This is a genomic window from Corallincola luteus (assembly GCF_004336975.1).
Lineage (GTDB): Bacteria > Pseudomonadota > Gammaproteobacteria > Enterobacterales > Neiellaceae > Corallincola > Corallincola holothuriorum.
The window spans coordinates 815376-838396 of sequence record NZ_SJXE01000001.1 but is presented as its reverse complement, the minus strand read 5'-3'; the positions used below and the strand labels follow the sequence as shown (position 1 = coordinate 838396).

The 23021-nt window shown below is 48.7% G+C and carries 24 protein-coding genes; 8 read left to right on the top strand and 16 right to left on the bottom strand.

Features of this window, described 5'->3' with window-relative positions:
• Window positions 1–251 precede the first annotated feature (251 nt).
• Window positions 252–1166: a cation diffusion facilitator family transporter gene (locus tag EZV61_RS03695; RefSeq protein ID WP_165569520.1), complete on the bottom strand. Its 915-nt coding sequence runs from the start codon at window positions 1164–1166 to the stop codon at window positions 252–254.
• Between the two features lie 172 nt (window positions 1167–1338).
• A complete protein-coding gene (locus EZV61_RS03690; RefSeq protein WP_165569519.1) occupies window positions 1339–2661 on the bottom strand; it encodes a DUF5610 domain-containing protein in 1323 nt (440 codons plus the stop codon).
• A gap of 305 nt (window positions 2662–2966) precedes the next feature.
• On the opposite strand from EZV61_RS03690, the gene EZV61_RS03685 reads away from it, so the two are divergent.
• Window positions 2967–4139, top strand: a complete 1173-nt coding sequence (locus EZV61_RS03685; RefSeq protein ID WP_114337338.1) for a cation:proton antiporter — start codon at window positions 2967–2969, stop codon at window positions 4137–4139.
• Between the two features lie 12 nt (window positions 4140–4151).
• Here EZV61_RS03685 and EZV61_RS03680 read toward each other — a convergent pair whose 3' ends face one another.
• The 3 genes from EZV61_RS03680 to ylqF are packed head-to-tail and all read right to left on the bottom strand — an operon-like array spanning window position 4152 to window position 5681.
• Window positions 4152–4451, bottom strand: coding sequence for a TfoX/Sxy family DNA transformation protein (locus EZV61_RS03680; protein ID WP_131414360.1), 300 nt, complete (start codon window positions 4449–4451; stop codon window positions 4152–4154).
• Window positions 4432–4719 (bottom strand): DUF1244 domain-containing protein, encoded by a 288-nt coding sequence (locus tag EZV61_RS03675; protein ID WP_131414359.1) that lies wholly within the window; start codon window positions 4717–4719, stop codon window positions 4432–4434. The genes EZV61_RS03680 and EZV61_RS03675 overlap by 20 nt, the downstream gene beginning before the upstream one ends.
• A 41-nt stretch (window positions 4720–4760) precedes the next feature.
• On the bottom strand, window positions 4761–5681 hold the full coding sequence (gene ylqF, locus EZV61_RS03670) for a ribosome biogenesis GTPase YlqF (RefSeq protein ID WP_131414358.1): 921 nt from the start codon (window positions 5679–5681) through the stop codon (window positions 4761–4763).
• A gap of 375 nt (window positions 5682–6056) precedes the next feature.
• On the opposite strand from ylqF, the gene EZV61_RS03665 reads away from it, so the two are divergent.
• The 4 genes from EZV61_RS03665 to EZV61_RS03650 all read left to right on the top strand — a co-directional run bounded on the left by EZV61_RS03665 (window position 6057) and on the right by EZV61_RS03650 (window position 10497).
• Window positions 6057–9425, top strand: coding sequence for an esterase (locus EZV61_RS03665; protein ID WP_131414357.1), 3369 nt, complete (start codon window positions 6057–6059; stop codon window positions 9423–9425).
• 178 nt (window positions 9426–9603) lie between these two features.
• The gene (locus tag EZV61_RS03660) at window positions 9604–9825 is read left to right on the top strand and encodes a hypothetical protein (protein WP_131414356.1); all 222 of its coding nucleotides are present in this window, start codon (window positions 9604–9606) and stop codon (window positions 9823–9825) included.
• Between the two features lie 29 nt (window positions 9826–9854).
• Window positions 9855–10241 carry an RNA recognition motif domain-containing protein gene (locus tag EZV61_RS03655; RefSeq protein WP_338068531.1) on the top strand — a complete coding sequence of 129 codons (387 nt, stop codon included), beginning with the start codon at window positions 9855–9857 and terminating at the stop codon, window positions 10239–10241.
• Window positions 10234–10497: a VF530 family protein gene (locus EZV61_RS03650; RefSeq protein ID WP_114337332.1), complete on the top strand. Its 264-nt coding sequence runs from the start codon at window positions 10234–10236 to the stop codon at window positions 10495–10497. The genes EZV61_RS03655 and EZV61_RS03650 overlap by 8 nt, the downstream gene beginning before the upstream one ends.
• 35 nt (window positions 10498–10532) lie before the next feature.
• Here the strand turns inward: EZV61_RS03650 and EZV61_RS03645 are convergent, their stop codons facing one another.
• The 8 genes from EZV61_RS03645 to ffh all read right to left on the bottom strand — a co-directional run bounded on the left by EZV61_RS03645 (window position 10533) and on the right by ffh (window position 16947).
• The gene (locus EZV61_RS03645) at window positions 10533–10823 is read right to left on the bottom strand and encodes an Rdx family protein (protein WP_131414355.1); all 291 of its coding nucleotides are present in this window, start codon (window positions 10821–10823) and stop codon (window positions 10533–10535) included.
• A 5-nt stretch (window positions 10824–10828) separates the two neighbouring features.
• A complete protein-coding gene (gene tyrA, locus EZV61_RS03640) occupies window positions 10829–11965 on the bottom strand; it encodes a bifunctional chorismate mutase/prephenate dehydrogenase (protein WP_205695314.1) in 1137 nt (378 codons plus the stop codon).
• Window positions 11966–11981: 16 nt separating this feature from the next.
• A complete protein-coding gene (locus EZV61_RS03635; protein ID WP_114337330.1) occupies window positions 11982–13055 on the bottom strand; it encodes a 3-deoxy-7-phosphoheptulonate synthase in 1074 nt (357 codons plus the stop codon).
• Window positions 13056–13360: 305 nt separating this feature from the next.
• Window positions 13361–13708 (bottom strand): 50S ribosomal protein L19, encoded by a 348-nt coding sequence (rplS, locus tag EZV61_RS03630; protein ID WP_114337329.1) that lies wholly within the window; start codon window positions 13706–13708, stop codon window positions 13361–13363.
• A 30-nt stretch (window positions 13709–13738) separates the two neighbouring features.
• The gene (trmD, locus tag EZV61_RS03625; RefSeq protein ID WP_114337328.1) at window positions 13739–14485 is read right to left on the bottom strand and encodes a tRNA (guanosine(37)-N1)-methyltransferase TrmD; all 747 of its coding nucleotides are present in this window, start codon (window positions 14483–14485) and stop codon (window positions 13739–13741) included.
• Window positions 14486–14504: 19 nt separating this feature from the next.
• Window positions 14505–15035, bottom strand: coding sequence for a ribosome maturation factor RimM (gene rimM / locus EZV61_RS03620; protein WP_130566507.1), 531 nt, complete (start codon window positions 15033–15035; stop codon window positions 14505–14507).
• Window positions 15036–15059: 24 nt separating this feature from the next.
• Window positions 15060–15311 (bottom strand): 30S ribosomal protein S16, encoded by a 252-nt coding sequence (gene rpsP / locus EZV61_RS03615; RefSeq protein WP_114337326.1) that lies wholly within the window; start codon window positions 15309–15311, stop codon window positions 15060–15062.
• Window positions 15312–15579: 268 nt separating this feature from the next.
• Window positions 15580–16947 carry a signal recognition particle protein gene (gene ffh / locus EZV61_RS03610; protein WP_114337394.1) on the bottom strand — a complete coding sequence of 456 codons (1368 nt, stop codon included), beginning with the start codon at window positions 16945–16947 and terminating at the stop codon, window positions 15580–15582.
• A 209-nt stretch (window positions 16948–17156) separates the two neighbouring features.
• Here ffh and EZV61_RS03605 point away from each other — a divergent pair, with 209 nt between their 5' ends.
• On the top strand, window positions 17157–17963 hold the full coding sequence (locus tag EZV61_RS03605) for a cytochrome C assembly family protein (protein WP_131414354.1): 807 nt from the start codon (window positions 17157–17159) through the stop codon (window positions 17961–17963).
• Between the two features lie 67 nt (window positions 17964–18030).
• Complete coding sequence (locus EZV61_RS03600; RefSeq protein WP_130566506.1) at window positions 18031–19308, top strand: HlyC/CorC family transporter; 1278 nt, start codon at window positions 18031–18033, stop codon at window positions 19306–19308.
• 72 nt (window positions 19309–19380) lie between these two features.
• Here the strand turns inward: EZV61_RS03600 and EZV61_RS03595 are convergent, their stop codons facing one another.
• Both EZV61_RS03595 and EZV61_RS03590 read right to left on the bottom strand, forming a co-directional pair.
• A complete protein-coding gene (locus EZV61_RS03595) occupies window positions 19381–19923 on the bottom strand; it encodes a lipocalin family protein (protein ID WP_131414353.1) in 543 nt (180 codons plus the stop codon).
• A 10-nt stretch (window positions 19924–19933) separates the two neighbouring features.
• The gene (locus EZV61_RS03590) at window positions 19934–20551 is read right to left on the bottom strand and encodes a transglycosylase SLT domain-containing protein (RefSeq protein ID WP_114337322.1); all 618 of its coding nucleotides are present in this window, start codon (window positions 20549–20551) and stop codon (window positions 19934–19936) included.
• 214 nt (window positions 20552–20765) lie between these two features.
• On the opposite strand from EZV61_RS03590, the gene EZV61_RS03585 reads away from it, so the two are divergent.
• Complete coding sequence (locus EZV61_RS03585) at window positions 20766–21410, top strand: LysE family translocator (RefSeq protein ID WP_131414352.1); 645 nt, start codon at window positions 20766–20768, stop codon at window positions 21408–21410.
• Window positions 21411–21434: 24 nt separating this feature from the next.
• Here the strand turns inward: EZV61_RS03585 and gshA are convergent, their stop codons facing one another.
• The gene (gshA, locus tag EZV61_RS03580; protein WP_205695313.1) at window positions 21435–23000 is read right to left on the bottom strand and encodes a glutamate--cysteine ligase; all 1566 of its coding nucleotides are present in this window, start codon (window positions 22998–23000) and stop codon (window positions 21435–21437) included.
• Between the last annotated feature and the right edge of the window lie 21 nt (window positions 23001–23021).

The following is a 23021-nucleotide window of genomic DNA, read 5'->3' as shown; positions in this document are numbered from 1 at the left end:
ATCCATATCCCGATAAGATAAATTGAGAAAGAGTAGAGAAATAACTTCTTTACCCATAAAGTCATGTTAGTTGCTCAAAAATAGCACGATGTTAGTGATACCGAATAGCATTAGAGTCAAAAAATTTGCATTCAATGCGTCAAAAAATATCTCCCTGGTAAACTAAAACCGATAGATTAATACAAAGGCAGGCGCCGAAAACGGCTTACCATCCGCTCCTATTCAGAAACCGCCCCACGACAACGCAACGATTACAACCAGCGACGATTAGCGGTGAAACTCACCGTTAACCACAAATCGGATTGCTGCTGTTGCAAATCTTGCCATAAGCGGCGCCGAATGAAATCTTGTTCCGCCATCGACAATTCGCAATCCTGAGCGACTAAGAAGTTAACCTCCAGATCGTAGCGCCGACCGGAGCGAGAAAGGTAATGACGGTAGCCTCGCAGTTCATGCTGCGTTTTAACAACCGCCAACTTACATGGCAACTGCTGGGCAAAGTCGTCGTCTGGTGCTATCGCGAGTAGATCTTTTAAGCTCCGGAATAGCACCCTGAGAGGTAGAATTAAAGCGACACTGCTTAATAACAGCATCAATATCGGGTCAACAAACCTAACCCAGCTTTCGAAGCCAAACCAAGTTAGCCCCTGCGCCACAACAAAGCCGACGAGTACGACGCTACTTAACAAACCATCCACTAGCCACTCATGACTATCGATCTCTAGCAACGAGGATCCAGTGCGACGGCTCTCACGCCGCATAAAAGCGTAACAACACCAACACAACAGGCTACTTAACAAGGCATAAGGTAACGCGAGTGCCAACACAACATGATGCCCACCAGACCAAATGGCTTCGACACCATAAAAAATAGCAAAACCACACATGAGCAAAATAGCGATGCCATTTAGTGCTGTCACCAAGGGTTCAATGTAGGCATAACCGAACTGAAAGCGCCGATCTTCGTTGCGCGTTACCAGGTAACTGGTGATAAGGCCAAGGCCTGTCATTGCAGTGCTAAAGAGAGAGAAAAAACCGTCGAGCAAAATAGCGGAAGAGCCGGAGAGCAAGCCAAAGCTGATGCCAAGAGCGACCATTATCAAAGTCGCAATCAAAGATATTTTTAGGGCAAATTGCTCCCTACTAATGCCATGGCGAAAAGCCATAAATCCTCCCATAACAAGTCTACGTGGAGAAAAGTATAGCGGTTAGTAAGCAAGCAAGCCCGTCAAAATCTAGCCTAGTCGGAGGGGTCCCCCCTTAGAAACCTCTGCGCCAGATATAAAAAAGGGCCAGCAATGCTGGCCCTTCTTGCTACCCAACAGGGATTGCTAGCAACTATTCAAGCGGCGCTTGAACCGGTGCTTCTAACTGCTCAAGAGCTTGCAGCAACCGTTGGTTAAACTCCTGAAAACGATTGGCCGCGTCCTGCTGTTCTGGCTGTAGAAATGGCAGAATTTTTTCAGCTACCTGGTCAATAGCCGCAGTCGATTTCTCAGTGGATTCTGCAAAAATAGACTCGCTTTGCTCTATCAGTTCTTTAAACTGTTTAATGTATTCACTAAGTGGCTCCATGATGTCATACAAGGAACTCGCTCCCGCCCCAGGCTGTGTGGTTGCTGGCTGATCTTGTACCTGCTGGTACACCTTCGCAGCCGCTATCGTTTGGGTTTGTTCCAAACTCATTGAGAATGATGCAATTTGTGAATCATCAAAGCCCAGTTCATTAGCTTTATCAAACGCTGCATCAAAGTCCCCTGCAAAGAATGAATCGGCAACGCCAGCCACCTGATTAATAAAATCAGTGATCGCTGCCATCTCCTCTTCACTCAGATCGCCTTCGACGGAAAAAGAGAAGCCAAACGAGGACTCATTGCTGTAGCTAGAAATAAGTGCTTCGCCGTTATCATTCGAAGCATATCCCATCCCCATAGAGCTGGCTTGTAACGCATTGAAACTGATAGCGATCTTATCCCCCTCTTTGGTGAACAGCTCCAAAGAAGCACTGTTTTCAACCCGATAGGAGGCAGCCTGCCCCACTAACTGCGCGCCACTGAAGTCGCCACCGCTGCTATAACTTTCTGTGGAACTACTGCGGGTAACCTCTACTTGCGGTGAAGATAACGCCACTTCATCACCAGCAAACAGCTCTTTCTCGAACTCGCCTAAACGTTGCTGGATCAAGTCATAGCTCTTATCTATGCCATTCCCCAGCTCTTCGCTCATCATGCCCATATCTTCAAGTTCGTCGCGCGCTTCACCGAAGCCTTGATCTACACCGATGCGAGCCTGCGCCATCATATCTTCGAGATACTCATCGCTTTCACCGCGCTCCCGCGCTTGGTTAACCGCCTTTTCGATATAGGAAGTCACATTGGTAGCCACAAGCTCGTAATCAAAACCACCGGTATTTTCTTCAACCGGAGCCTCTGACGATGCCGTTTGTTGCGGCGAAAATGGCAAATTTTTATAGACTGAATCGGCCAAAGAGCGCATCGCAACTTGAAATGGCGAGCGCAAAGAAACATCTTCGCCGGGTTGCGAAACCAAACCCGGGGCCGACTTCAGGCCACCCGCAGCATCATTCTGTGGCTGACCCAAGCGGCCGGCAGTTCCCGGCTGTGGACGCAACAGATTCATCAGGTCTGGGATCTTATTCATCATCATACCTTAGCCCTATGTACTGACTAGCCAGCCCATTGCCATCAATGAGCGGCTCTATGATCAGCCATCGGCATAAAAAAGTTAAAATTATACGCTTAGGTTATCGGCCCAAATTGTACAGACTTTAATCATTTTTGAATGATAGTATAACTCACTGAAACAGCACATTTTTTCCAACGTGGATCACATTTTTGAAAGACTATCACCGTGCCTTTGCTGAGAAGAATATTGCCAATTGATACCCATTTCCGGTTATTCTGCAGATACGGATGAAAGCAGTACCCGCAGGATAAAGATAAATAATGCAGATCAGCTTTGACACCATAGTCATACAGCTTTCCATGATAGTGGTCAGTGCTGCCATTATTGGCACTGCATTCCTGTACGCTCGCCAGCCAATCATTCTTGCTTACATTGTTGCCGGGATCCTCATCGGCCCATCCGGCTTTGACTTGATCCCTAATGCCAACAACATTGAACAGATCGCCCATGTGGGGGTGATCCTGTTGCTGTTTTTACTTGGCTTACATCTGCAACCCAGAAAGCTGTTATTACTATTTCAGAAAACAGCACTGATTACCCTCGGCACCTCCCTGCTATTTTTTAGCGCCAGCTTTGTCTTTGCCCTCAGTATGGGGATGCCGCTAAAAGAAGCGCTGGTGATAGGTGCGGCACTCATGTTTTCAAGCACCGTCATTGGCCTGAAGCTGATCCCCACAACGGCCTTGCATCACAAACACATTGGTGAGGTGATGACCAGTGTACTGCTGCTGCAAGATATTCTGGCTATCATGGTGATCCTGTTTTTGAATATTGATGCAGGTGAAGCGATGCTCACCACATTCGCGATGCTGCTAGTGAAATTAGTTGGCATCGCCATACTGGCCTTTGCCGGGGTGCGCTTCATCGTGTTGCCACTGTTCCGCCGCTTTGATGTGATCCAGGAGTACACATTTGTCGCTACTCTGGCGTGGTGTCTGTTTTGGGCGGAAGCCGCCCATCAACTTGGTCTCTCATACGAGATTGGCGCCTTTTTAGCTGGCCTATCGATTGCAGTCAGTCAAGTGGCGATGGCCATCGCTGAGCACCTGAAACCATTAAGGGAGTTTTTCCTGATCCTATTTTTCTTTGCCATCGGCGCACAATTTGACGCTGGTATGGCACCATTTTTAATGTTGTCCGGCTTCTGTTTCGGCGTAGTATTAGTAGGGCTGAAGGTGCTTAGCTTTAAAAAAGCATTTATCTGGACGGGTGAAGATAGAGCGATATCTCAACAGCTTGGGGTTCGCTTGGGGCAAGCCAGTGAATTCTCTATGTTGGTGGCCTTTTCCGCGCTAAGCAGCGGCGTATTAAGCAGCGAAGGAGCAACCTTAATACAATCTGCAACCATAGCCACCTTTATCTTTTCTACCTATTGGGTGGTTAAGCGTTACCCCACACCGATCTCCACCAAACCTAAACTACGCAGAGACTAAGCTCACGTATCTTTAAGCCTTAAGCGCTTGCCGGGCAGCATCTAATTCCAGAATAAGCTGCCCTCCCATCTCCCGTTTAACAGTGCACCAATGGGTGTTAACTAGCGCGCCTTCAAGCGCATAAAGCAGATTCAAGCTGGGTGGCTTTAACAACTGCTGTTCGACCCGCAGAAAACAGCGAACAGCCCCTAATGCCTGTAATTCAGTCAAAGAAGCGATACCGGCTGCAAGTAACATTTTCGCCGATACAACTCCCAAGTTTGGCAACGCAGCGATCTCATCCCACGCCTGACTATTTTTTCTGGCTGGCATTAAAAGCGGCCAACTGTTCCGGAGTGGCTTCTTTTTGATACTTCGCCTTCCATTCACTGTAAGGCATACCGTAAATGTGTTCTCTGGCCTCGTCAGTGTCAACCGCCACATCCAGCTGAGCAGCCTCCGCCACCATCCATTTTGATAGGCAGTTACGGCAAAAACCCGATAGGTTCATCAGCTCAATATTTTGAACATCTTTACGGCTGTCTAAATGAGCTAATAAACGACGTAACACCGCCGCTTCAATTTCTGTCTGCTTTTCCATCGTGACCATCCCTCCTCAATTCTTCTCGGCCCAAAGCCCGTTTAACGACGGCCTTTAAATTTAGCTTTGCGTTGTGCATCTTTCGCCGCTTTTTCCGCTAGACGTTTTGCTATCAACGCTTCTTCTTCAATCACCATATCCGGAGTCTCCATGGTGATTTTTCCTAGCGTACCTGCGCGTACTTCATGTAACAGAAGATCCGCCGCTTTATTCATTTCGACCTTGCCACCGGAACGTAAACAGCCGCGCTTACGCCCTATCATTTCCAACAGATCCCAGCCAGTCTCCGGTAACTCTGGCAACTGATAGCGCTGTTTCAGTTGCTCAGGGTAAGCCAGCAACAAATAGTCCGCTGCATACATACCAACGTCATCAGACTCCATTGCGGTGTCTTTAACAGCCCCCGTCACAGCTAAGCGATAACCACTATTTTCGTTTTCCACCTTAGGCCATAGCATGCCCGGGGTGTCTGTTAGCACCACACCATTCTGCAGATTAATGCGCTGCTGCGCCTTAGTTACTGCCGGCTCGTTACCAGTTTTGGCAATAATACGATCAGCAAGAATATTAATCGTGGTCGACTTACCCACATTGGGGATCCCCATGATCATGGCGCGAATATTTTTGCCAGCTTGGTCCCGATGAGGTACCAATTTACGGCACAGTTCGATGATGGTTTTGATTTCAGACGGCTGCTGCGTTGTCAGTGGCAAAGCTCTAACCCCGGTTTCCTGCTCCAAATAGTCCACCCAACGGGCTGTTAGGAGCGGGTCGGCAAGATCGCGCTTATTTAGAACCTTAATTACCGGCTTATCGCCACGTAACTTAGTGATCATTGGATTACTACTACTGTAGGGAATACGGGCGTCCAACACTTCGATAATCAGATCCATCTGTGGCATCACTTCAGCGATCTCTTTCTGCGCCTTGTGCATGTGTCCCGGATACCATTGAATCGCCATCTAACTGCCCCTTGCCGTTTGCTGTAACTTGGATTTCCCGTTGCGCGCTAGTTTAACCTGTTGCTGTTCAAAATCAGAACTTATCTAAAGCTTACTTCAAACGCTCTGTACACTTCGCCAATGACTCCCCAGCAATAAACGCACTGATGGGGAGCAGCATATCTCAATATGTAAATCCTCTGCTTGTAACCAACCAGTTACAAAAACTTACGCTTGGTAATCTGCCAGCGGAGCGTGATCACCTTTTTTAGCTGCCCATACTTTTAACATTTTCTCCTCCAAAGCCTTTGTATATCAACAAGTTCTTACATTAAGCCTTGGTCTACCCTATATCTTTCAACGTGATGTCGACTACAAACTAAAAGGAAGGAATCTATGAATCCAACAGTGTTATCCAAGCACCGTCTCGCCACCGCAGTGCTCATATTAGCCAGCGGATTTAGCCTAGGAGGCTGCTCTGACGACGATGACGACACTCTCACCTGTGAGCCTCCGCAAATCATTAATGACACAGGTGATGCGTGTATCGATCCTGAGCCTACTCCCCCTTATGCCGTTGATCTTTTCCTCAAAGGGGAATTCAGTGGCTGGGGGGCTGAAGAAGAATATATGCTCACATTTGAACAGGATGCTTACTATCTCCACAACGTAGAGATGGTTGCAGGCGTTCCTCAGTTCAAAGTAGCCGATGCTAACTGGACGCTGGAAACAACATTCACTGCCGATGTCGATAATTTAACGGAAGTGGTACCTGGCGAAAGTTATGTTCTACAAACTGGGGACGGCGCGGCCAATATGGCCATGGTATTGGAACAATCAGGGATCTACGATTATAAACTTGAAGTCGGTGATGATTTACTTCACCCCACATTCAGTTTTTCTCAGGACGTAGCGCCCTTGGATTATGACATCTATCTACGTGGTGGCTTTAACGGTTGGACCACAGACAACCAGTTACGATATGTCGGTGACAACAATTATCAGATGACCATGCAGATCACCCCTGGCAACCATGAGTTCAAGGTTGCTTCCGCAGATTGGTCTAGTGAATGGGTGTTGGATCCAGACGTATCGGTTGTCGCGGAATTAGACACAGATTATGTCATGTATCCTGGCGGCCCAAACAGTAGCTTTTTTGTCACAGAAACCGGTTACTATCGCTTCAATGTCGATGCCTCTGAGCCCACCGCATTGGTACTGCACATCACAGAAACTGATGGTGATGATGGCGTAATCATCAATCCTCACGAAGGCCACGAAGTCCGCCAAGAACTCAGCTTCACCACGTTCGACGGTCAGCAAGAAACCGTGACATTTTCCGCGGAAGTTGCCGACGCCGAGTTCCGTAGTTATGCCCAATCAACTACCCAAGACCTACGCGATCCAGGCGACCCCTACGTGCTCTATGAAGAGGTCGCAGGCAAACCCAAAAGCCGTACCGGGAACTTAGCATTTGACGCATTGTTTGCACTGTCTGTGCACGAAACAGCAGAAAATAGCGTGAGCGAGATCCGAGACGATAGCTATAACGGTGGCGACCCTATCCCCTGCGATTGCTTTGAGACCGGCGCAAAGTGGCACTACGTATGGACCCGTGACCTTTCTTATGCAGCCAACCTGGGTTTAGCACTGTTAGATCCTGAGCGTGTCAGAAACTCCCTGCAATTTAAATTATCCGGCTATCGCGCCGGCACGGCCAAACCAACCGCAGCCGCCGGAGACGCGAGCGGCATACAGATAGTTCAAGACACAGGTTCAGGTGGTAGTTGGCCGATCAGTACCGATCGGGTGACCTGGGCGTTAGGTGCAGAGAAAGCACTTAATGGTTTACCAGCCACGGAGCGAGCCGCATTTGCAACGCAAGCTTATCAAGCGCTGGTCAATACCGTTGAAAATGATCGCATCGCTGCATTTGATAGCGATGACGGACTTTATCATGGTGAGCAATCCTTCTTAGATTGGCGTGAACAAACCTACGCCAGCTGGATCGTGAACGACATTGCCAGCTTGGGTAGTGCAAAGGCCCTGTCTACCAACGTCGCTCATTACAAAGCGCTGCAATTAACCGCAAAACTGGCTCAAGAACAAGGTGATGCAACGGCGTCGGCGAAATATCAAGGCTGGGCTGATGCCCTCAAGATCGCCATCAATGATGGTTTTTGGCTCGCAGACGCAGGGCTGTATAGCAGCCTGACGGCTGGTCATCAGAGCACTGCACCATTACACAAATTTGACTGGTTAGGCCAGGCGCTGGCAGTTACCAGCGGCATCGCCGATGCGGCGACGGCAGAAATGGTCGTCGCTAACTACCCTCACGGCGACATGGGCGCGCCCGTCATCTTCCCACAACAACCTGATATCGCGGTGTATCACAACCGTGCTATTTGGCCATTTGTAACCGCCTACGGCTTAAGGGCTGCGATTCAAACAGGCAATACAAAAGTGGCGGATGCCGCTTATACCACGCTGATACGTGCGGCCTCACTCAACATCTCAAATATGGAGAATTTGGAGTGGCTATCGCTACAACCTAACCTGCTTGATTTTGATAACCCTGGCTTATCAGGACCGGTGATTAACTCGACGCGCCAGCTTTGGTCTGTCGGCGCCTATGTCGGTATGGTCATCGAAGGTGTGTTTGGTGTTAGCACCACAGACACTGGCATCGAAATCAACCCATTTGTAACCAACAACTTGCACGCAACCATGTTCGCCGATAGCACATCTCTTGCGTTACAAGGCTTGGTGCTGCAAGGCAAAACCATCAATGTCACGCTGAATTTGCCAGCGTTAACCGATACCGAGGGCTCTTACAGTGTTGCCACGATAACCTTAAACGGTGACGCAGCAACGCAACAGCTAAGCTGGGCAGAGCTCAGTGAAAGCAATGACATTGTGGTTACGTTTGGCACGCTGACCAACACAGAAAGTAGCCTAACCGCTGTCACTGCAGAGCCGTTAAGTACAAATGATCCCGCCGTATTTGCTCCACTAGAGCCAACTATCAGCCGTGTGTTTGTCAACACCGACAATCTGCTCGCCGTTGAGTTTAACGATGACAGTAACCAAGGCAACTTGGCCTACCATTTGTACCGGAACGGCATGCTGATCCAAGAAAATGTGGCTGTCGGTATTGTCACTGACAACATCGGTGTGACAGCAGGCCAAGGTTATTGCTATACCATTGAGGCCGTTTACACCGATTCGGGTAATCGCTCTCACCATAACCAGCCTGCTTGTTATGACGCCGCACAGGAGATCTCTGTAGCCAATGCTAATGTCACGTCAAATCTAACCGTTAGTCCGGCGGATGATATTATCGATGAGAGCTACCTAGGTGACTGGGGAGCGATGACTGACACCCTGGTTGTCAGCAATGTTGCTATCGCCAATGATGGCGACTACGACATCCAGCTCAAATATCACAACAATTACAACGCTATTAACCTGGGTATCACTAACGGTGTTAAATGGTTACAGGTGAAAGACAGTGATGGTGCCGTCGTCGCTGAAGGCGTGATTCAAATGCCCCATGCACTAACTTCTGCTGGCACTAAACCTTTGGTTTATTCCACCCCGCTGACGGCCACGTTAACGGCAGGTAGCTATTCATTGGAGTTAATGGACTTCTACAATATGAGCTACCTGAGTAGCAATGAAACATTTACGGGGAACGGCGGCGACAATGGCCCTGTGAACCGTTTCGACATAGCTGCAATACGGCTACAACCTGCTATCGACTGATCCACGCATACGCAGTTAACGAAGCGCTAAAGCCGACCAAGGGGTCGGCTTTTTCTCGTCATTAGTCCCTGGATAAGTACATTTTGAAACACAAAACTATTAACGTACTAAGTCAGCAAGACTAAAATCTACGCAACAATAAAGGCATCCCTTTTTTGACTTAGCAAGGATGATGATAATGAACTGGTTAGTGGGCATATCGATACTCATAGTGAGCATCGTCAGCGCGGGGTGTAGCCAAAAGCAGGCCTATCATGGCGTCAGGGCAAATCAAAAAAATGAATGCCAACGCATTGAGGATCCAGACAGATACCGTGACTGTATGGATGAGGCCAATCAATCTTATGAAGATTATCAACGAGAGCGCGAGATCTTGATTAAAGAAAAATCAACGCAATAATTGCTTGTCTCGATGGCAGCAGCAGGAGGATGCATAACGCGCTCTACCATGACGGTTCCCTGTTCTCCCAAGGGCGTAAGCTGTATAGTGCCAACCTCAAACAATTGTTCGGTACCCCCATGAAACTATTGATCCGCAACCTTTCTCGCAGCACGACAGAGTCTCAACTGCGGGCGTTATTTCAGCCCTTCGGAGAGATCCAGTCATGTACGTTAGTAATGGACAAAGAAACTGGAGAATCAAAAGGGTTTGGTTTTGTTGAGATGCCCAAGTTCGGTCCCGCAAAAATAGCGATGAAAAGTCTTAACAACCAAGAAGTTGATGGTAGTCGCATCCGAGTGAAGTACGCCCAGACAGACGTAGCGACTGAGGCTGAAGCAGTGACTAGCACAACGGGAAAACAGCGCCGTGACTGAACAAAACGACTCTGCTGCCAGTCAGAAAGATCCGCTTCATGGCGTGACGTTGAAAGCATTACTCAGCTGGCTGATCGAACATTACGGCTGGGAAGAGCTGGGGCAAAAAATACCAATTAACTGTTTTCTCAAAGATCCCAGCCTTAATTCATCGCTGAAATTCCTGCGAAAAACGCCATGGGCGAGAACAAAAGTAGAGGCGCTTTATATCAAAGCACAGCAACAAGCGAAGAGCATTTGGGGGAGTAATACTTAGGTCAAAGGCTATTCAGGCAAATTGGCGGTTATTGACTATTTACGATCGCTATGGCCAAGATCTCGTTCTGGAGCAACCAAGTCCCTGATCTTTTGCTTTAGTGGCTTCAGCTCGGGAAAACCACCCATCTCTTTACGGCACCAAATAAGCGTCCCGTCCAACCAGATATCAAACTGGCCAGTATCGCCGGGGCCAATTGCCACACTATCAAGTTCTTCCGAAAATGTGGTTAGCAACTCTTGTGAGACCCACGCTGCACGCATCATCCAGCGGCAGCGAGGACAATAGCGGATCTCAATCTTGTTCAACCTAATCAGCTCAGACATGGTACTTAGTCAATATGGCGGCGATCATGGGCGACCAACAACATTTGCCGACTTTCCCCCATAAATTGCTCGGCATATTGGCCAAACCAATCAGCCACTTCACTGAACTGATGGATAAAACCATCGCGATCATTATTTTCTAGGCAACTGATAGCATCACTGAAGCGCTCGATATAACGGCGGAACATACCAAGTGCATCAGGTGAAGAAAGGATGATATCCGCGTAAAGTGCTGGATCCTGAGCAAACAAACGCCCCACCATCGCCAATTCAAGGCGATATATCGGTGAGCTGAACGCCAGTAGCTGTTCGATATCAGCATTTTCTGACTTCAAATGCATCCCATATACAAAGCTGGAAAAGTGGCGCATCGCCTGTACTAGTCCCATCGCTTCATCATGATCTTTTGCTGTAGCAGATTTGAGTTTGGCACCCCATAAAGCAAACTGATCCAGTAGCCATTGGTAACGTTCGCTTTCGCGGCCATCACAAACCACAATCACCTGCTTTGCAAAACTACTGATATCGGGTCCAAACATCGGATGCAACCCAACCACGGGTCCCTGATGTACACGAAGCATTGCGTTTAATGGGTCACTCTTGGTACTGGTGAGATCACATAAGATACAATCAGCAGGCAGTGTTGAGAACTTCTCAATGATCTCGACCGTGCGGGTAATAGGCACGGTCACCATCACCACACTGGCGCCAGCTAGAATATCATCAGCTTGCGCCCAATCCTGACTTCCCAACACTCGAACTTCATAACCAGACAACTCGAACATCTGTACAAACAAACGCCCCAGTTGTCCTTTACCACCAACCACGACGATAGGACCCGCCGCAGGGTTGACGGTTTTAAAACCGGTATCTTTTTCACTGCTATAAGATTCTCTCATCGCACGACGCAGGATATCTTCAATCAAATCAGGGGGTACCCCTAATGACTCTGCTTCCTGGCGACGGCGAGCCAACATCGCAGCTTCCCGGGAAGGGACGTAAATAGGTAAGCCATGCTCACTTTTAACCTCCCCCACCTCGGCCACGAGTTTTAGGCGCTGAGCCAGCAGCTGTAACAGCTGCTGGTCGACATCATCGATCTTGTCACGCAGGCGCAATAACGCCTCTGGAGAATCATTCACTAACAGTTATTCCGTCTTAGCCCTGCACGCGAGCTTTCAAAGGCTTTGAAAGCTGCTCAGCCATGCCGCGCAGAGAGGTTTCAGTGGTTTCCCAGTTAATGCAGGCATCAGTGACCGATACACCGTACTTCAATTGATCACGGGGAAGGTCGGCACTCTGAGCACCCTCATTAAGATGGCTCTCCAACATGATACCAATGATTGAACGGTTGCCATCCAAAATTTGATGCATAATGTTTTCGGCCACCAATGGCTGAACACTGTAATCTTTGTTTGAATTGCCATGACTACAATCAACCACCAAACTCGGGCTTAATCCAGCGTCAGTCATTGCCTGCTCACACTGCGCTACATTCACCGAATCATAGTTAGGTTGCTTACCACCACGTAAAATTACATGGCCGTCTGGATTGCCTTCAGTTTGAATCACAGAGACCTGACCGTCACCGTTAATACCCATGAAACGGTGACCTGATGCCGCCGCCTTCATTGCGTTGACGCTGTGGCCCAAGTTACCGTCAGTACCATTCTTGAAACCAACTGGCATAGACAAACCACTGGCCATTTCACGGTGGGTCTGGCTTTCGGTGGTACGCGCACCAATGGCTGCCCAGCTGAACAACTCGGACAGGTACTGTGGACTGATCGGATCCAGCGCCTCGGTTGCCATTGGCAGACCAAGTTCAGCGATCCACAACAGCAGCTCACGCGCTTTATGCAATCCTTCTTCTAAAGCAAAAGTGCCATCCATATTCGGATCGTTAATCAATCCTTTCCAACCGACAGTGGTACGGGGCTTTTCAAAGTAGACGCGCATAACCAGGAACAGTTCGTCTTTCAACTCGTCATGCAATTTCTTTAACTTAAGTGCGTACTCTTTTGCCGCTTCCACATCATGGATAGAGCAAGGGCCGGTCACAACCAACAAGCGTGGATCTTTACGATGAATAATGTTCGAGATGACGTTACGAGCATCAGCTACAGACTGCAGAACTTCATCACTGGCTGGGATCGCCTGCTTCAGTTGTTTCGGGGTGATCAGTACCTCTTGGGCGCTGACGTGTACGTCGTTAACCGTATCGTTATGCATTTTACAAAAACTCCTACATGCACCCTGTCTGTTCGATAAAGTTATCGCAGCACAGCTAAAAATCAGGGCACATATCTAATATCAGGCCCATAAATGAGTCCCGATTATTAAACGGATTGCGAGGAATGTATAGGCATAAAATGCATAAAATTGCATTTTTATTGATTAATAATTGAATTTTTATGCAGTGATGTCGTGCATGTTCACAACAAACAGATAAGACGCGATCAGTTTACCGAAAACAAAACAGCCCGCACAAGTGCGGGCTGCTGCTTCTAGCCATTGGGAACCAGGTGTTAAACGAATTAGCTAAGCTTTTCTTTAATACGTGCAGCCTTACCGGTACGACCACGCTGGTAGTACAGTTTAGCTTGACGTACGTCACCACGGCGTTTGACAGCAATGCTGTCTACTTGCTTACTGTGGGTCTGGAATACGCGCTCAACACCCTCACCGTTAGAGATTTTACGTACGGTAAATGCGCTGTGCAGGCCACGGTTACGCTTGGCAATAACTATGCCTTCGAAAGCCTGCAGACGCTCGCGGTCACCTTCACGCACTTTCACCTGCACAACGACTGTGTCGCCAGGGGCAAAAGTAGGAAGGTCCTGCTTCATCTGTTCTTCTTCAAGTTGCTGGATAATTTTATTCATATCTCGCATCCTAGGTTAAACTGAATCACTCTACTGTTTGTTGTTGTTTTCATTAACAAACTCGGCAAGCAACAAAGCTTGCTCGTCAGTCAGAGCTAGGTTGTCCAAAAGTTCCGGACGTCGCAGCCAAGTTCGGCCTAAAGCCTGCTTGAGCCGCCAACGGCGGATCGATTCGTGATTGCCACTCAATAATACTGAGGGCACCGTTTCGCCATCAAGTACCTCAGGGCGGGTGTAGTGAGGGCAATCCAAAATTCCATCAACGAAAGAATCTTGCTCTGCTGATTCACTTTTCCCCAGCACCCCCGGTATCAGTCTTGCCACAGCATCTATCAAGGTCATTGCGGGGAGTTCACCACCGCTGAGTACGTAATCACCGATAGACCATTCCTGATCTACCTCTGACTGAATAACGCGCTCATCAATCCCTTCATATCGCCCAGCGACTAACACCAATTTTTCGCATCCTGCCAGTTCCTGAACACCCTGCTGATCCAGCTTGCGTCCTTGGGGAGAAAGGTAAATCACCTTAACCCCATCACCGGCAGCCTGCTTAGCTGCTTGAATAGCGTCGCGTAATGGCTGCACCATCATCAGCATGCCTGGTCCACCACCGTAAGGGCGGTCATCAACAGTGCGATGCTTATCATGGGTGAAATCTCTTGGATTCCACGTTTGCAGCTCTATTAAGCTGTTTTTGATGGCCTTGCCCGTTACCCCATGCTCACTAATCGCGGTAAACATATCGGGAAACAGAGTCACCACACCAAACCACATGGGGGTTTCTCCTTGCCGGTTAAAAACCGGGTTCCCAGTCCACTTCGATCCGTTTCTGCACGAGATCTACGTTTTTAATCACTTGGCCATCGAGAAACGGGATTAACCGCTCTCTTTTACCGAAGGCATCTTTGCTGTTCGCTTTCACTTGAAGCACGTCATTTGAACCGGTTTCCATCAGTCCAGTAACAACACCCAGGTCATACCCTTTGTCTGTCACTACCTGCATTCCGATCAAATCCCGCCAGTAGAACTCATCTTCTGGCAGATCAGGCAGTTGCTCTGGCAGCACGGAAATTTCCAAGCCCACCAAAGCCTCAGCCTGTGTTCGGTCTTCAATCTCTTCGAACTTAACAATCAAACCATTATTGTGGCTACGCCACTTGCTGACTGTCAGTTGTTTCCCTGATTTTTGGTCTCCCAAAATCCAAGGGGATAACGCAAAGATATCTTCAGCGTTGTCTGTAAAGGAGTGAATCTTCAACCAGCCTTTGACACCATAAGGTGCACCGAGGCGGCCCAGAATCACATTTTCAAGTGGCTCTGACACTGCCCACTCCTTCTTAATGGTTAATTAAGCAGCCGCTTTCGCAGCGTCTTTAACCAACTGTGCTACACGGTCAGACAGGGACGCACCCTTATCTTGCCAGTGTTTAACACGCTCCAGGTCCAAGCGAAGACGCTCGGCTTGGCCGCGTGCAACAGGATTGAAGAAACCAACTTTCTCGATGAAACGGCCGTCACGTGCGCAACGGCTGTCGGCTACGACAACCTGATAAAATGGACGCTTTTTAGCGCCACCACGTTGTAAACGAATGGTTACCATACGTTCCTCTTTACCCAATTTGGCGGTTCCAGGCACCCCAAAAAAGCATGGGGCGGGCTAGAAGCGCGCTAATTCTACGCACAATCCATAGAATTGCAACCAAAACGACGGATAAAAAACGTTCAACTGCGGCGCTATATAAGTAGCAGCGAAGATAGCCAGAAAGCTTGGCGTAGTTGAGTAGGGAGGATGATCAAATGAGGGTTAATGAAAGAAAGCAAAAGGGAGCCTCGTGGGCTCCCTTGTTAAGCATTTGAAGTGATGGTGCTTAGCGTCGTGGCATCTTCATGCCCGGTGGCATCATGCCGCCCATACCGCGCATCATTTTAGCCATGCCGCCGCCCTTCATCTTCTTCATCATCTTTTGCATCTGGGTAAACTGCTTCAACAGACGGTTTACGTCTTGGATCTGCGTACCAGAGCCTGCCGCAATACGACGTTTACGAGAGCCCTTGATGATCTCAGGACGTTCACGCTCACCCGGCGTCATCGAATTAATAATCGCTTCCATACGGACGGTCATCTTATCGTCCATCTGCCCTTTAACAGCATCAGGCAGATTACTCATACCAGGCAGCTTATCCAGCATGCCCATCATGCCACCCATATTCTTCATCTGTTGCAGTTGCTCGCGGAAGTCTTCAAGGTTGAATCCTTGTCCCTTCTGCACTTTCTTCGCCAGCTTGGCTGCTTTTTCCCGATCAACATTCTGTTCAATATCCTCGATCAGTGACAATACGTCACCCATACCAAGGATCCGCCCAGCCAAACGATCTGGGTGGAAAGGCTCTAAAGCGTCAGTTTTTTCACCAACACCAAGGAATTTAATCGGTTTACCTGTGATATGACGAATAGAGAGTGCCGCACCACCGCGGGCATCACCATCGGTCTTGGTCAGGATCACACCGGTTAACGGTAGCGCCTGGTCAAACGCTTTAGCGGTGTTGGCTGCGTCTTGCCCTGTCATTGCATCAACCACAAACAGGGTTTCGACTGGATCCACTGCAGCATGAAGCGCCTTGATCTCCACCATCATCTCATCATCAACATGAAGGCGACCGGCCGTATCCACCAGCAACACATCGAAGAACTGCTTACGTGCTTGTTCTATCGCACCAGAGACAATCGCTACCGGCTTTTCATCTGCACTACTGGGAAAGAATTCGACACCAATATCATTGGCAAGGGTTTCAAGCTGTTTGATCGCAGCAGGGCGGTAAACATCCGCGCTTACCACCATCACTTTCTTTTTCTCTTTCTCTTTTAAGAACTTGGCCAGTTTACCGACACTGGTGGTTTTACCCGCACCTTGCAGGCCAGCCATCATCACAACTGCGGGTGGTTGTGCATTGAGCGCTAGCGCTTCATTGCGCTCACCCATCGCCGCTTCTAACTCACTGCGGACGATTTTAATAAATACCTGACCAGGACTCAGGCTTTTAGTCACCTCAGTGCCGACCGCACGAGATTTAACCTTGCCGATAAAGTCACGTACCACAGGTAAGGCAACATCGGCCTCCAGCAATGCCATACGTACTTCACGTAGCGTATCTTTGATATTGTCTTCGGTAAGACGACCACGACCGCTGATATTTTTCAGTGTCTTGGACAAACGATCGCTAAGGTTTTCAAACATCTTTTTCGAGCCCGGTTTTGGTGACGAGTTGCGCATTATAACTAAACCAGCGCTGCTGGGTAGATGTCTAAGTGTTGGCAGGGTGAATTCTCGCGGTATACTCAGCGTTTAAGAAGCGCAAGATCAATAAGATGACGCTACTTTAAATACAATTAGTACGACAGCTTTTTAATTAGACTTCGCCTTATTTAAGGACTTCGAAACCAACTATGCTGTTCTCATCCAGCTTTTTTGCCGTTGCCGCCATCATCCTCTACCTGACACTAGCGGGCTGGTTAGGCGTGCGCCTGATGCAAGGACGACTTCCTCACCGGAGCGGATTGCTGCTCATTGCAGCGATTACACTGATGCTGCATCTGGTCACACTATTTCTGAGTATCCATTCCCAGGATAGTGGACAAAACCTAAGCATAATGAACATTGCATCCCTTGCTTCTTGGGTCATCACGCTACTCATCACCCTGCTCTATATAAAGAAACCGGTACAGATACTGCTGCCTTTCACTTACGCATTCGCAGCACTGATCAATTTGGCGGATATATTCAGTACGCATACCTACCTGGCTCATATCGAAACCCATCCCAGCGTGCTGATACACATATCGCTCTCCTTGCTCGCTTATTCAATACTCACTATTGCGGCACTGCTGGCTATCTTGTTGTCGGTCATCAACCGTCAGCTGAAGGAGAAAAAACGATTCGCCTTAAATCCTGTGATGCCACCCTTGATGGTCGTTGAAACACAAATCTTTAACCTGATCCTTGCCGGCACCATTTTGCTTTCTGCCGCACTGGCAACCGGTTTGTTTTTCCTCGACAATTTTCTCGGTAGTGGCAAAGCGCACAAAGCGATACTGAGTGCAATTGCGCTAGCGATTTACGTCTCAGTGTTGTGGCAGCATTACCACCAGGGCGTGCGTGGAAGGTGGCTTATCATCGCCACAGTCACTGGCGCAACCTTGCTCACACTGGGGTATTTTGGCAGTCGCCTGATGCGAGAAGTGGTATTGACGTAAAATTTACCACTATTCTTTGTTTTTTCGGATAAGATAGCGACTTAATTGGTAATAAAGGAATCCCTCGTTGGACGAGATTTCGACGAGTGCCCTGTTTATAACACTGGGCATACTCATACTTATCTCCGCGTTTTTCTCCAGTAGCGAAACCGGAATGATGTCGATTAACCCCTATAGGTTGAGGCATCTAGTCAAAAAGAATCATAGCGCGGCGAGACGAGTGCATAAGCTGCTCGACCGACCCGACCGACTGATCGGCGTTATTCTGATCGGTAACAACCTGGTTAATATCATGGCGTCGGCGATCGCCACCATCATAGGTATGCGTTTATACGGCGATGCTGGTATTGCGATTGCCACCGGTGTATTGACGCTGATCATACTGCTTTTTGCGGAGGTCACGCCAAAAACCTTAGCCGCCATGTATCCAGAGAAAATTGCTTTCCCCGCTTCTCTGCTACTTAAAGTCCTGCTCAAGCTAATGTATCCGGCAGTCTGGCTGGTGAATGTTGTCAGTAACGCCATGCTCGCGGTGTTCCGAATAAACCCAACTAAGCGCGCCAGTGCCCACCTTAGCTCAGACGAATTAAGGACCGTGGTCCATGAAGCAGGCACGATGATCCCTCGGCGCCACCAAAATATGTTGCTATCTATTTTGGATCTGGAGAAAGTCACGGTTGAAGACATCATGGTGCCACGGAGCGAAATCATTGGCATCGACATCAATGATGATTGGAAAAAAATCGTCAAACAGCTGACCCAAGGCCAGCACACCATGTTGCTGCTTTACCGCGACAGCATTGATGATGCCGTTGGCTTCGTACACGCTCGAGACGCACTGCGCCTGCTATCGAGAAATCAGTTCAACAAGTCAACGCTGGCACGAGCAGCAAGAGAACTGTACTTCATTCCTGAAGCCACACCGCTCAATGTTCAGCTACTGAAGTTCCAACGCAATCGCGAACGTATTGGCCTGGTTGTCGATGAATATGGCGATATTCAAGGGCTGGTCACGTTAGAAGATATTCTGGAAGAGATCGTTGGTGATTTCACCACCACCGACGCCCCCTCACCAAGCGAAGAGGTTCACCCACAACAAGATGGTTCTTATGTGGTTGAAGGTGGCGCCAATATCAGGGAAGTAAATAAAGAGATGGGTTGGCACTTTCCAACGGACGGCCCTAAAACCCTTAACGGCTTGATCCTGGAATATATGGAAGAGATCCCGAACGAGGGTATCAGCCTAAGATTGGCGGGCTACCCCATCGAGATCCTCGAGGTTAAAGACAATATGGTGAAGTCCGCTCGCGTGATGCCAAGCCTTTATTCACCGCCAGTACAATAAACCCAGCAAATCGACGCCAATAAAAAAGCCTGATGCATCACATCAGGCTTTTTACTTCAAGCTAACGGTCACTCATTCTGCACGGTCTGAAGCTGATTGAGTCACCCATATCAATTCATCGATAGCAAAACCTAACTCCGTGGCCTGATGAACAAATTCCGCTTTCAGCTCATCACTGATCTCTGGGGTGCGAGCCAACAACCAAAGATATTCCCGACTATTGCCAGCAACAAAAGCATATTGATAATCAGCTTTGTCGAGCTCAAAAATGACATAGGAACCGTAAAAAGGGCCAAAGAAACTGACTTTTAGATAGCCCTCATCGGGCTGAGCAACAAAATACGCTCTGCCCTCGGCTTCACGCCATTCATCATCAGCGGCTTTAAAACCGCGGTTAATAACACGAATGCCACCGTCATCGCGCAACGAGTACTCTGCAGACACCTGACTCATACCGCGCTCAAAAGAGTGATCTAAACGGGCTATCTCATACCATTTGCCAAGGTAACGATCGGTATCCACCCCTTGCACGGGCACAACCCCCTCAGGGATCCCCAAACAGCCCGATAGCAACAGCACAGCGCCCAAAAAACAGGTGAACCTGAGTACTTTCATGGATCTACTCCTAGCCAAAGAACAATCGGTACAACCAGCTACTATCAAGCTCATCCTTACAACTCTTATATTGCGAAGAGTATTTAGAAGCCCTGTTGGCCACTTTTCGTGACGTGGTCATCAACCACTTCTTGCTTTTGTAAGTACCGCGTTTATAGCCCCCCCAACCCTCGTGGTAATTGAGGTACTGCCCATAAGCATCCCATTTTGATATGCCGTTGATCTTATGAGTTTTGGTAATAAACCAGCCCATAAAATCGATGGCATCATAAAAGTCCTCACGATCAGCACCAGAACTACCCGTTTCTCTGATGTAATCACTCCAAGTCGGCGTTTTCGCTTGCGAGTAGCCGTAGGCACTGCTCACCCGTCCCCATGGAATGAAACCAAGCAGATATTTCCGCGGTGGGGCTGCATCATGACGAAATGAGCTTTCCTGATACATCATCGCCATAGGTACTTGGATCGGCACGCCCCACTTATCATTCATATCCGTAGCGGCGTCGTACCAATCACGTTTTTCACGAAATATTTCACACAGGTTTTCAGGGTTGGATGGCGGTGAAGTCGCACAGCCAGACACCAACAACAGCGTAAGTAAGGCTAAGAAAATTCGCATCGGATCCATTTCTGCAGGGATGGTTACCACCAGTGTAACCAAGACGGTGTTGTCATTCGACAGAGCAACCGCAAAATTTTTACCAAATTTAAGGAACTTGCGCGTATTTATCCACTCTCAATCTATGAACGGCGATTGCTTGTTCAAGAACTATCCCTGGGTTTGGAGCTATCACATTAGATAGCTCTTTTTTTTTGCCTCAGATACGTCTAGCATTCCGCCAATGACAACGCACTCGCTTCTGTTATTCAGTGCTGTATCGCTGGGATTAATTATCGTTCCCGGCCCACTGATCTTGCTCACCATATCAACTGCACTGCAGTTTAGATTCAACGGTGCCATCTGGTTAACCTTAGGTAGTGTAACGTCTGGGGCAATCAAAGCGGTGCTGGCTATGGCAGGCATAGCAGCGTTACTGCAGCTAAATCCCGTACTATTGAGCGGACTACAGGGAGCAGGAGCACTTTACCTGCTCTGGTTAGCTTGGCAGCTCTCTCGCACTACTGATGAAAAGCAAAACCCGACAGCAACGGCTATCAACCACGCGACCAAACGGCAGCTCTACATGCGGGGGCTGTTCTCAGCCTTAGCTAATCCAAAGGGGATCCTGTTCTTCGCCGCACTGTTTCCACAATTCATCGACTCCGAACATGCGCTCTGGTCACAAACTCTAACGCTGATGCTGATTTTCAGCAGTATAGAGATCATCGTGATGCTGCTTTATGCGGCTGCCACCGTTTGGCTAAATCGTAGCATGGGGGTGTTGAATGGAGGAAAGCTAGTGGGGCAAAGGATCACCCCAATGGTGTTACTGCTGTTGAGCATCATGATGTTTTGGGAGCTTTTCGCCCCCATCATAGTGGAGTGATAGCAGCTGGTTAGCTATTTAGACTCAGGCAAAATAGTCTGCCAAGAACTGTTCAAAATCGACACTAGACTCAGATTCGATCTCTTTTTGTGCCTCGACACTCAGCTGCGCCACCTTGTGCAGCGCATCGTCGCTGTAGAAGTTACTTCCCTGCTGTGCCAATAATTCTGCCTTATGACTCTCTGCGTAGTGCATACCTAAGCAGCCATTATCCATGGACCGCTGCTGCATCTCATTGAGCAGACGTGCGGAAGGAGTGAGATCTGGGTCTTCAACTTTGGCCAACTGCTTTGCCAATGCTGCCTGATAGTCATAACCACCGGCAGCCTTATCCATCACTTCAGCAACCGCACGCATTTCTGACAACAACTGCATTGCTCTGACCTTAAGTCCAACGAGCTGACCAGAAACCTCAACTTGTGCATTAGGATCCCGACCATATAGCACAGTGGTCGTAATATTGCGGGCGGCTTCGCTCAAGCCATCGCAATCCAGCACAGGGCTTTCCTGCAACAAACAATAGACCAGCATCACATCAAGAAAGCGGATCTCATCTGCACTGACCCCTGTCTGGTGGAAAGGACTGACATCCAATGCCCGCACTTCAATATATTCAATGCCTCCACGCGCCAAGGCTTCACTCGGCTTCTCACCGCTCTCTGCGACACGCTTCGGTCGAATTGGCGCATACAGCTCGTTCTCTATCTGCAATAAATTACTGTTGAGCTGGCGGTACTCACCATCAACTTTGACACCAATTTTTGCAAAGCGGGGTTCTGGCGTATGTAACGCCCGGTCGACACTCGCCAGATAGCCGGTCAATGAGTTGTAATCCACCTGCAAGCGCGCTTGTGCGCGGTTGGTATAACCCAGATCGCTCATTCTCAGTGAGGTAGCATAAGGCAGGTAATACGTTCCCTGCCCCATCTTCTCAAAGGGTAATGCGGAGTTTTTCTGCTGCAAAAAAGAGCCGCAAAGTGCCGGAGAAGCACCAAACAGGTAAGGTACAAGCCAACCAAGACGGCGATAGTTGCGGAGCATCGCCAAATAGCCAGCAGACTGACTTTGTTGTAACGACTCGGCTCCGGCTTGCCATTGATGCCATTGCTGCCAAAAGTGTGCAGGCAAAGAAAAATTGAAATGCACACCGGCAATCACCTGCATCACACTGCCATAACGATGGTGTAGCCCTTTACGATAAAGAGTCTTCATCTTGCCGATATTGGAGTCACCATATTCGGCAATGCGAATATCAGCTTCGCCGCCAACGAAGCATGGCATGCTCAGCGGCCATAGCAGCTCACTTCCCATCTGCTGATAGGCAAAGCGATGGAGATCTGCCAATTGCCCCAGCGTCTCGTCAATGTTGTCACTCACAGGGGTAATAAACTCGACTAAAGACTCGGCAAAGTCAGTGGTCACCAGAGAGTTGGTCAGCGCTGAACCAAGTCCACTCGGATGGCTCTCTTGGGACAACTTGCCATCAGGCGAAATTCGCAGGCTCTCTTTTTCAATACCGTGCTGAATACCCTTGAGTAACTCAGGCTGAGCAGAGAGCAGGGAGATATAGCGAGTCAGTTGAGCAGTCAATTTGAAGTCCTTGCCAGATCA

Excerpts from the sequence above, each read along its gene's own strand:
- EZV61_RS03695 (WP_165569520.1), bottom strand. The coding sequence starts at position 1,166 with ATGGCTTTTCGCCATGGCATTAGTAGGGAGCAATTTGCCCTAAAAATA.
- EZV61_RS03690 (WP_165569519.1), bottom strand. The coding sequence starts at position 2,661 with ATGAATAAGATCCCAGACCTGATGAATCTGTTGCGTCCACAGCCGGGA.
- EZV61_RS03685 (WP_114337338.1), top strand. The coding sequence starts at position 2,967 with ATGCAGATCAGCTTTGACACCATAGTCATACAGCTTTCCATGATAGTG.
- EZV61_RS03680 (WP_131414360.1), bottom strand. The coding sequence starts at position 4,451 with ATGCCAGCCAGAAAAAATAGTCAGGCGTGGGATGAGATCGCTGCGTTG.
- EZV61_RS03675 (WP_131414359.1), bottom strand. The coding sequence starts at position 4,719 with ATGGAAAAGCAGACAGAAATTGAAGCGGCGGTGTTACGTCGTTTATTA.
- ylqF (WP_131414358.1), bottom strand. The coding sequence starts at position 5,681 with ATGGCGATTCAATGGTATCCGGGACACATGCACAAGGCGCAGAAAGAG.
- EZV61_RS03665 (WP_131414357.1), top strand. The coding sequence starts at position 6,057 with ATGAATCCAACAGTGTTATCCAAGCACCGTCTCGCCACCGCAGTGCTC.
- EZV61_RS03660 (WP_131414356.1), top strand. The coding sequence starts at position 9,604 with ATGAACTGGTTAGTGGGCATATCGATACTCATAGTGAGCATCGTCAGC.
- EZV61_RS03655 (WP_338068531.1), top strand. The coding sequence starts at position 9,855 with ATGCATAACGCGCTCTACCATGACGGTTCCCTGTTCTCCCAAGGGCGT.
- EZV61_RS03645 (WP_131414355.1), bottom strand. The coding sequence starts at position 10,823 with ATGTCTGAGCTGATTAGGTTGAACAAGATTGAGATCCGCTATTGTCCT.
- EZV61_RS03635 (WP_114337330.1), bottom strand. The coding sequence starts at position 13,055 with ATGCATAACGATACGGTTAACGACGTACACGTCAGCGCCCAAGAGGTA.
- rplS (WP_114337329.1), bottom strand. The coding sequence starts at position 13,708 with ATGAATAAAATTATCCAGCAACTTGAAGAAGAACAGATGAAGCAGGAC.
- trmD (WP_114337328.1), bottom strand. The coding sequence starts at position 14,485 with ATGTGGTTTGGTGTGGTGACTCTGTTTCCCGATATGTTTACCGCGATT.
- rpsP (WP_114337326.1), bottom strand. The coding sequence starts at position 15,311 with ATGGTAACCATTCGTTTACAACGTGGTGGCGCTAAAAAGCGTCCATTT.
- ffh (WP_114337394.1), bottom strand. The coding sequence starts at position 16,947 with ATGTTTGAAAACCTTAGCGATCGTTTGTCCAAGACACTGAAAAATATC.
- EZV61_RS03605 (WP_131414354.1), top strand. The coding sequence starts at position 17,157 with ATGCTGTTCTCATCCAGCTTTTTTGCCGTTGCCGCCATCATCCTCTAC.
- EZV61_RS03595 (WP_131414353.1), bottom strand. The coding sequence starts at position 19,923 with ATGAAAGTACTCAGGTTCACCTGTTTTTTGGGCGCTGTGCTGTTGCTA.
- EZV61_RS03590 (WP_114337322.1), bottom strand. The coding sequence starts at position 20,551 with ATGGATCCGATGCGAATTTTCTTAGCCTTACTTACGCTGTTGTTGGTG.
- EZV61_RS03585 (WP_131414352.1), top strand. The coding sequence starts at position 20,766 with ATGACAACGCACTCGCTTCTGTTATTCAGTGCTGTATCGCTGGGATTA.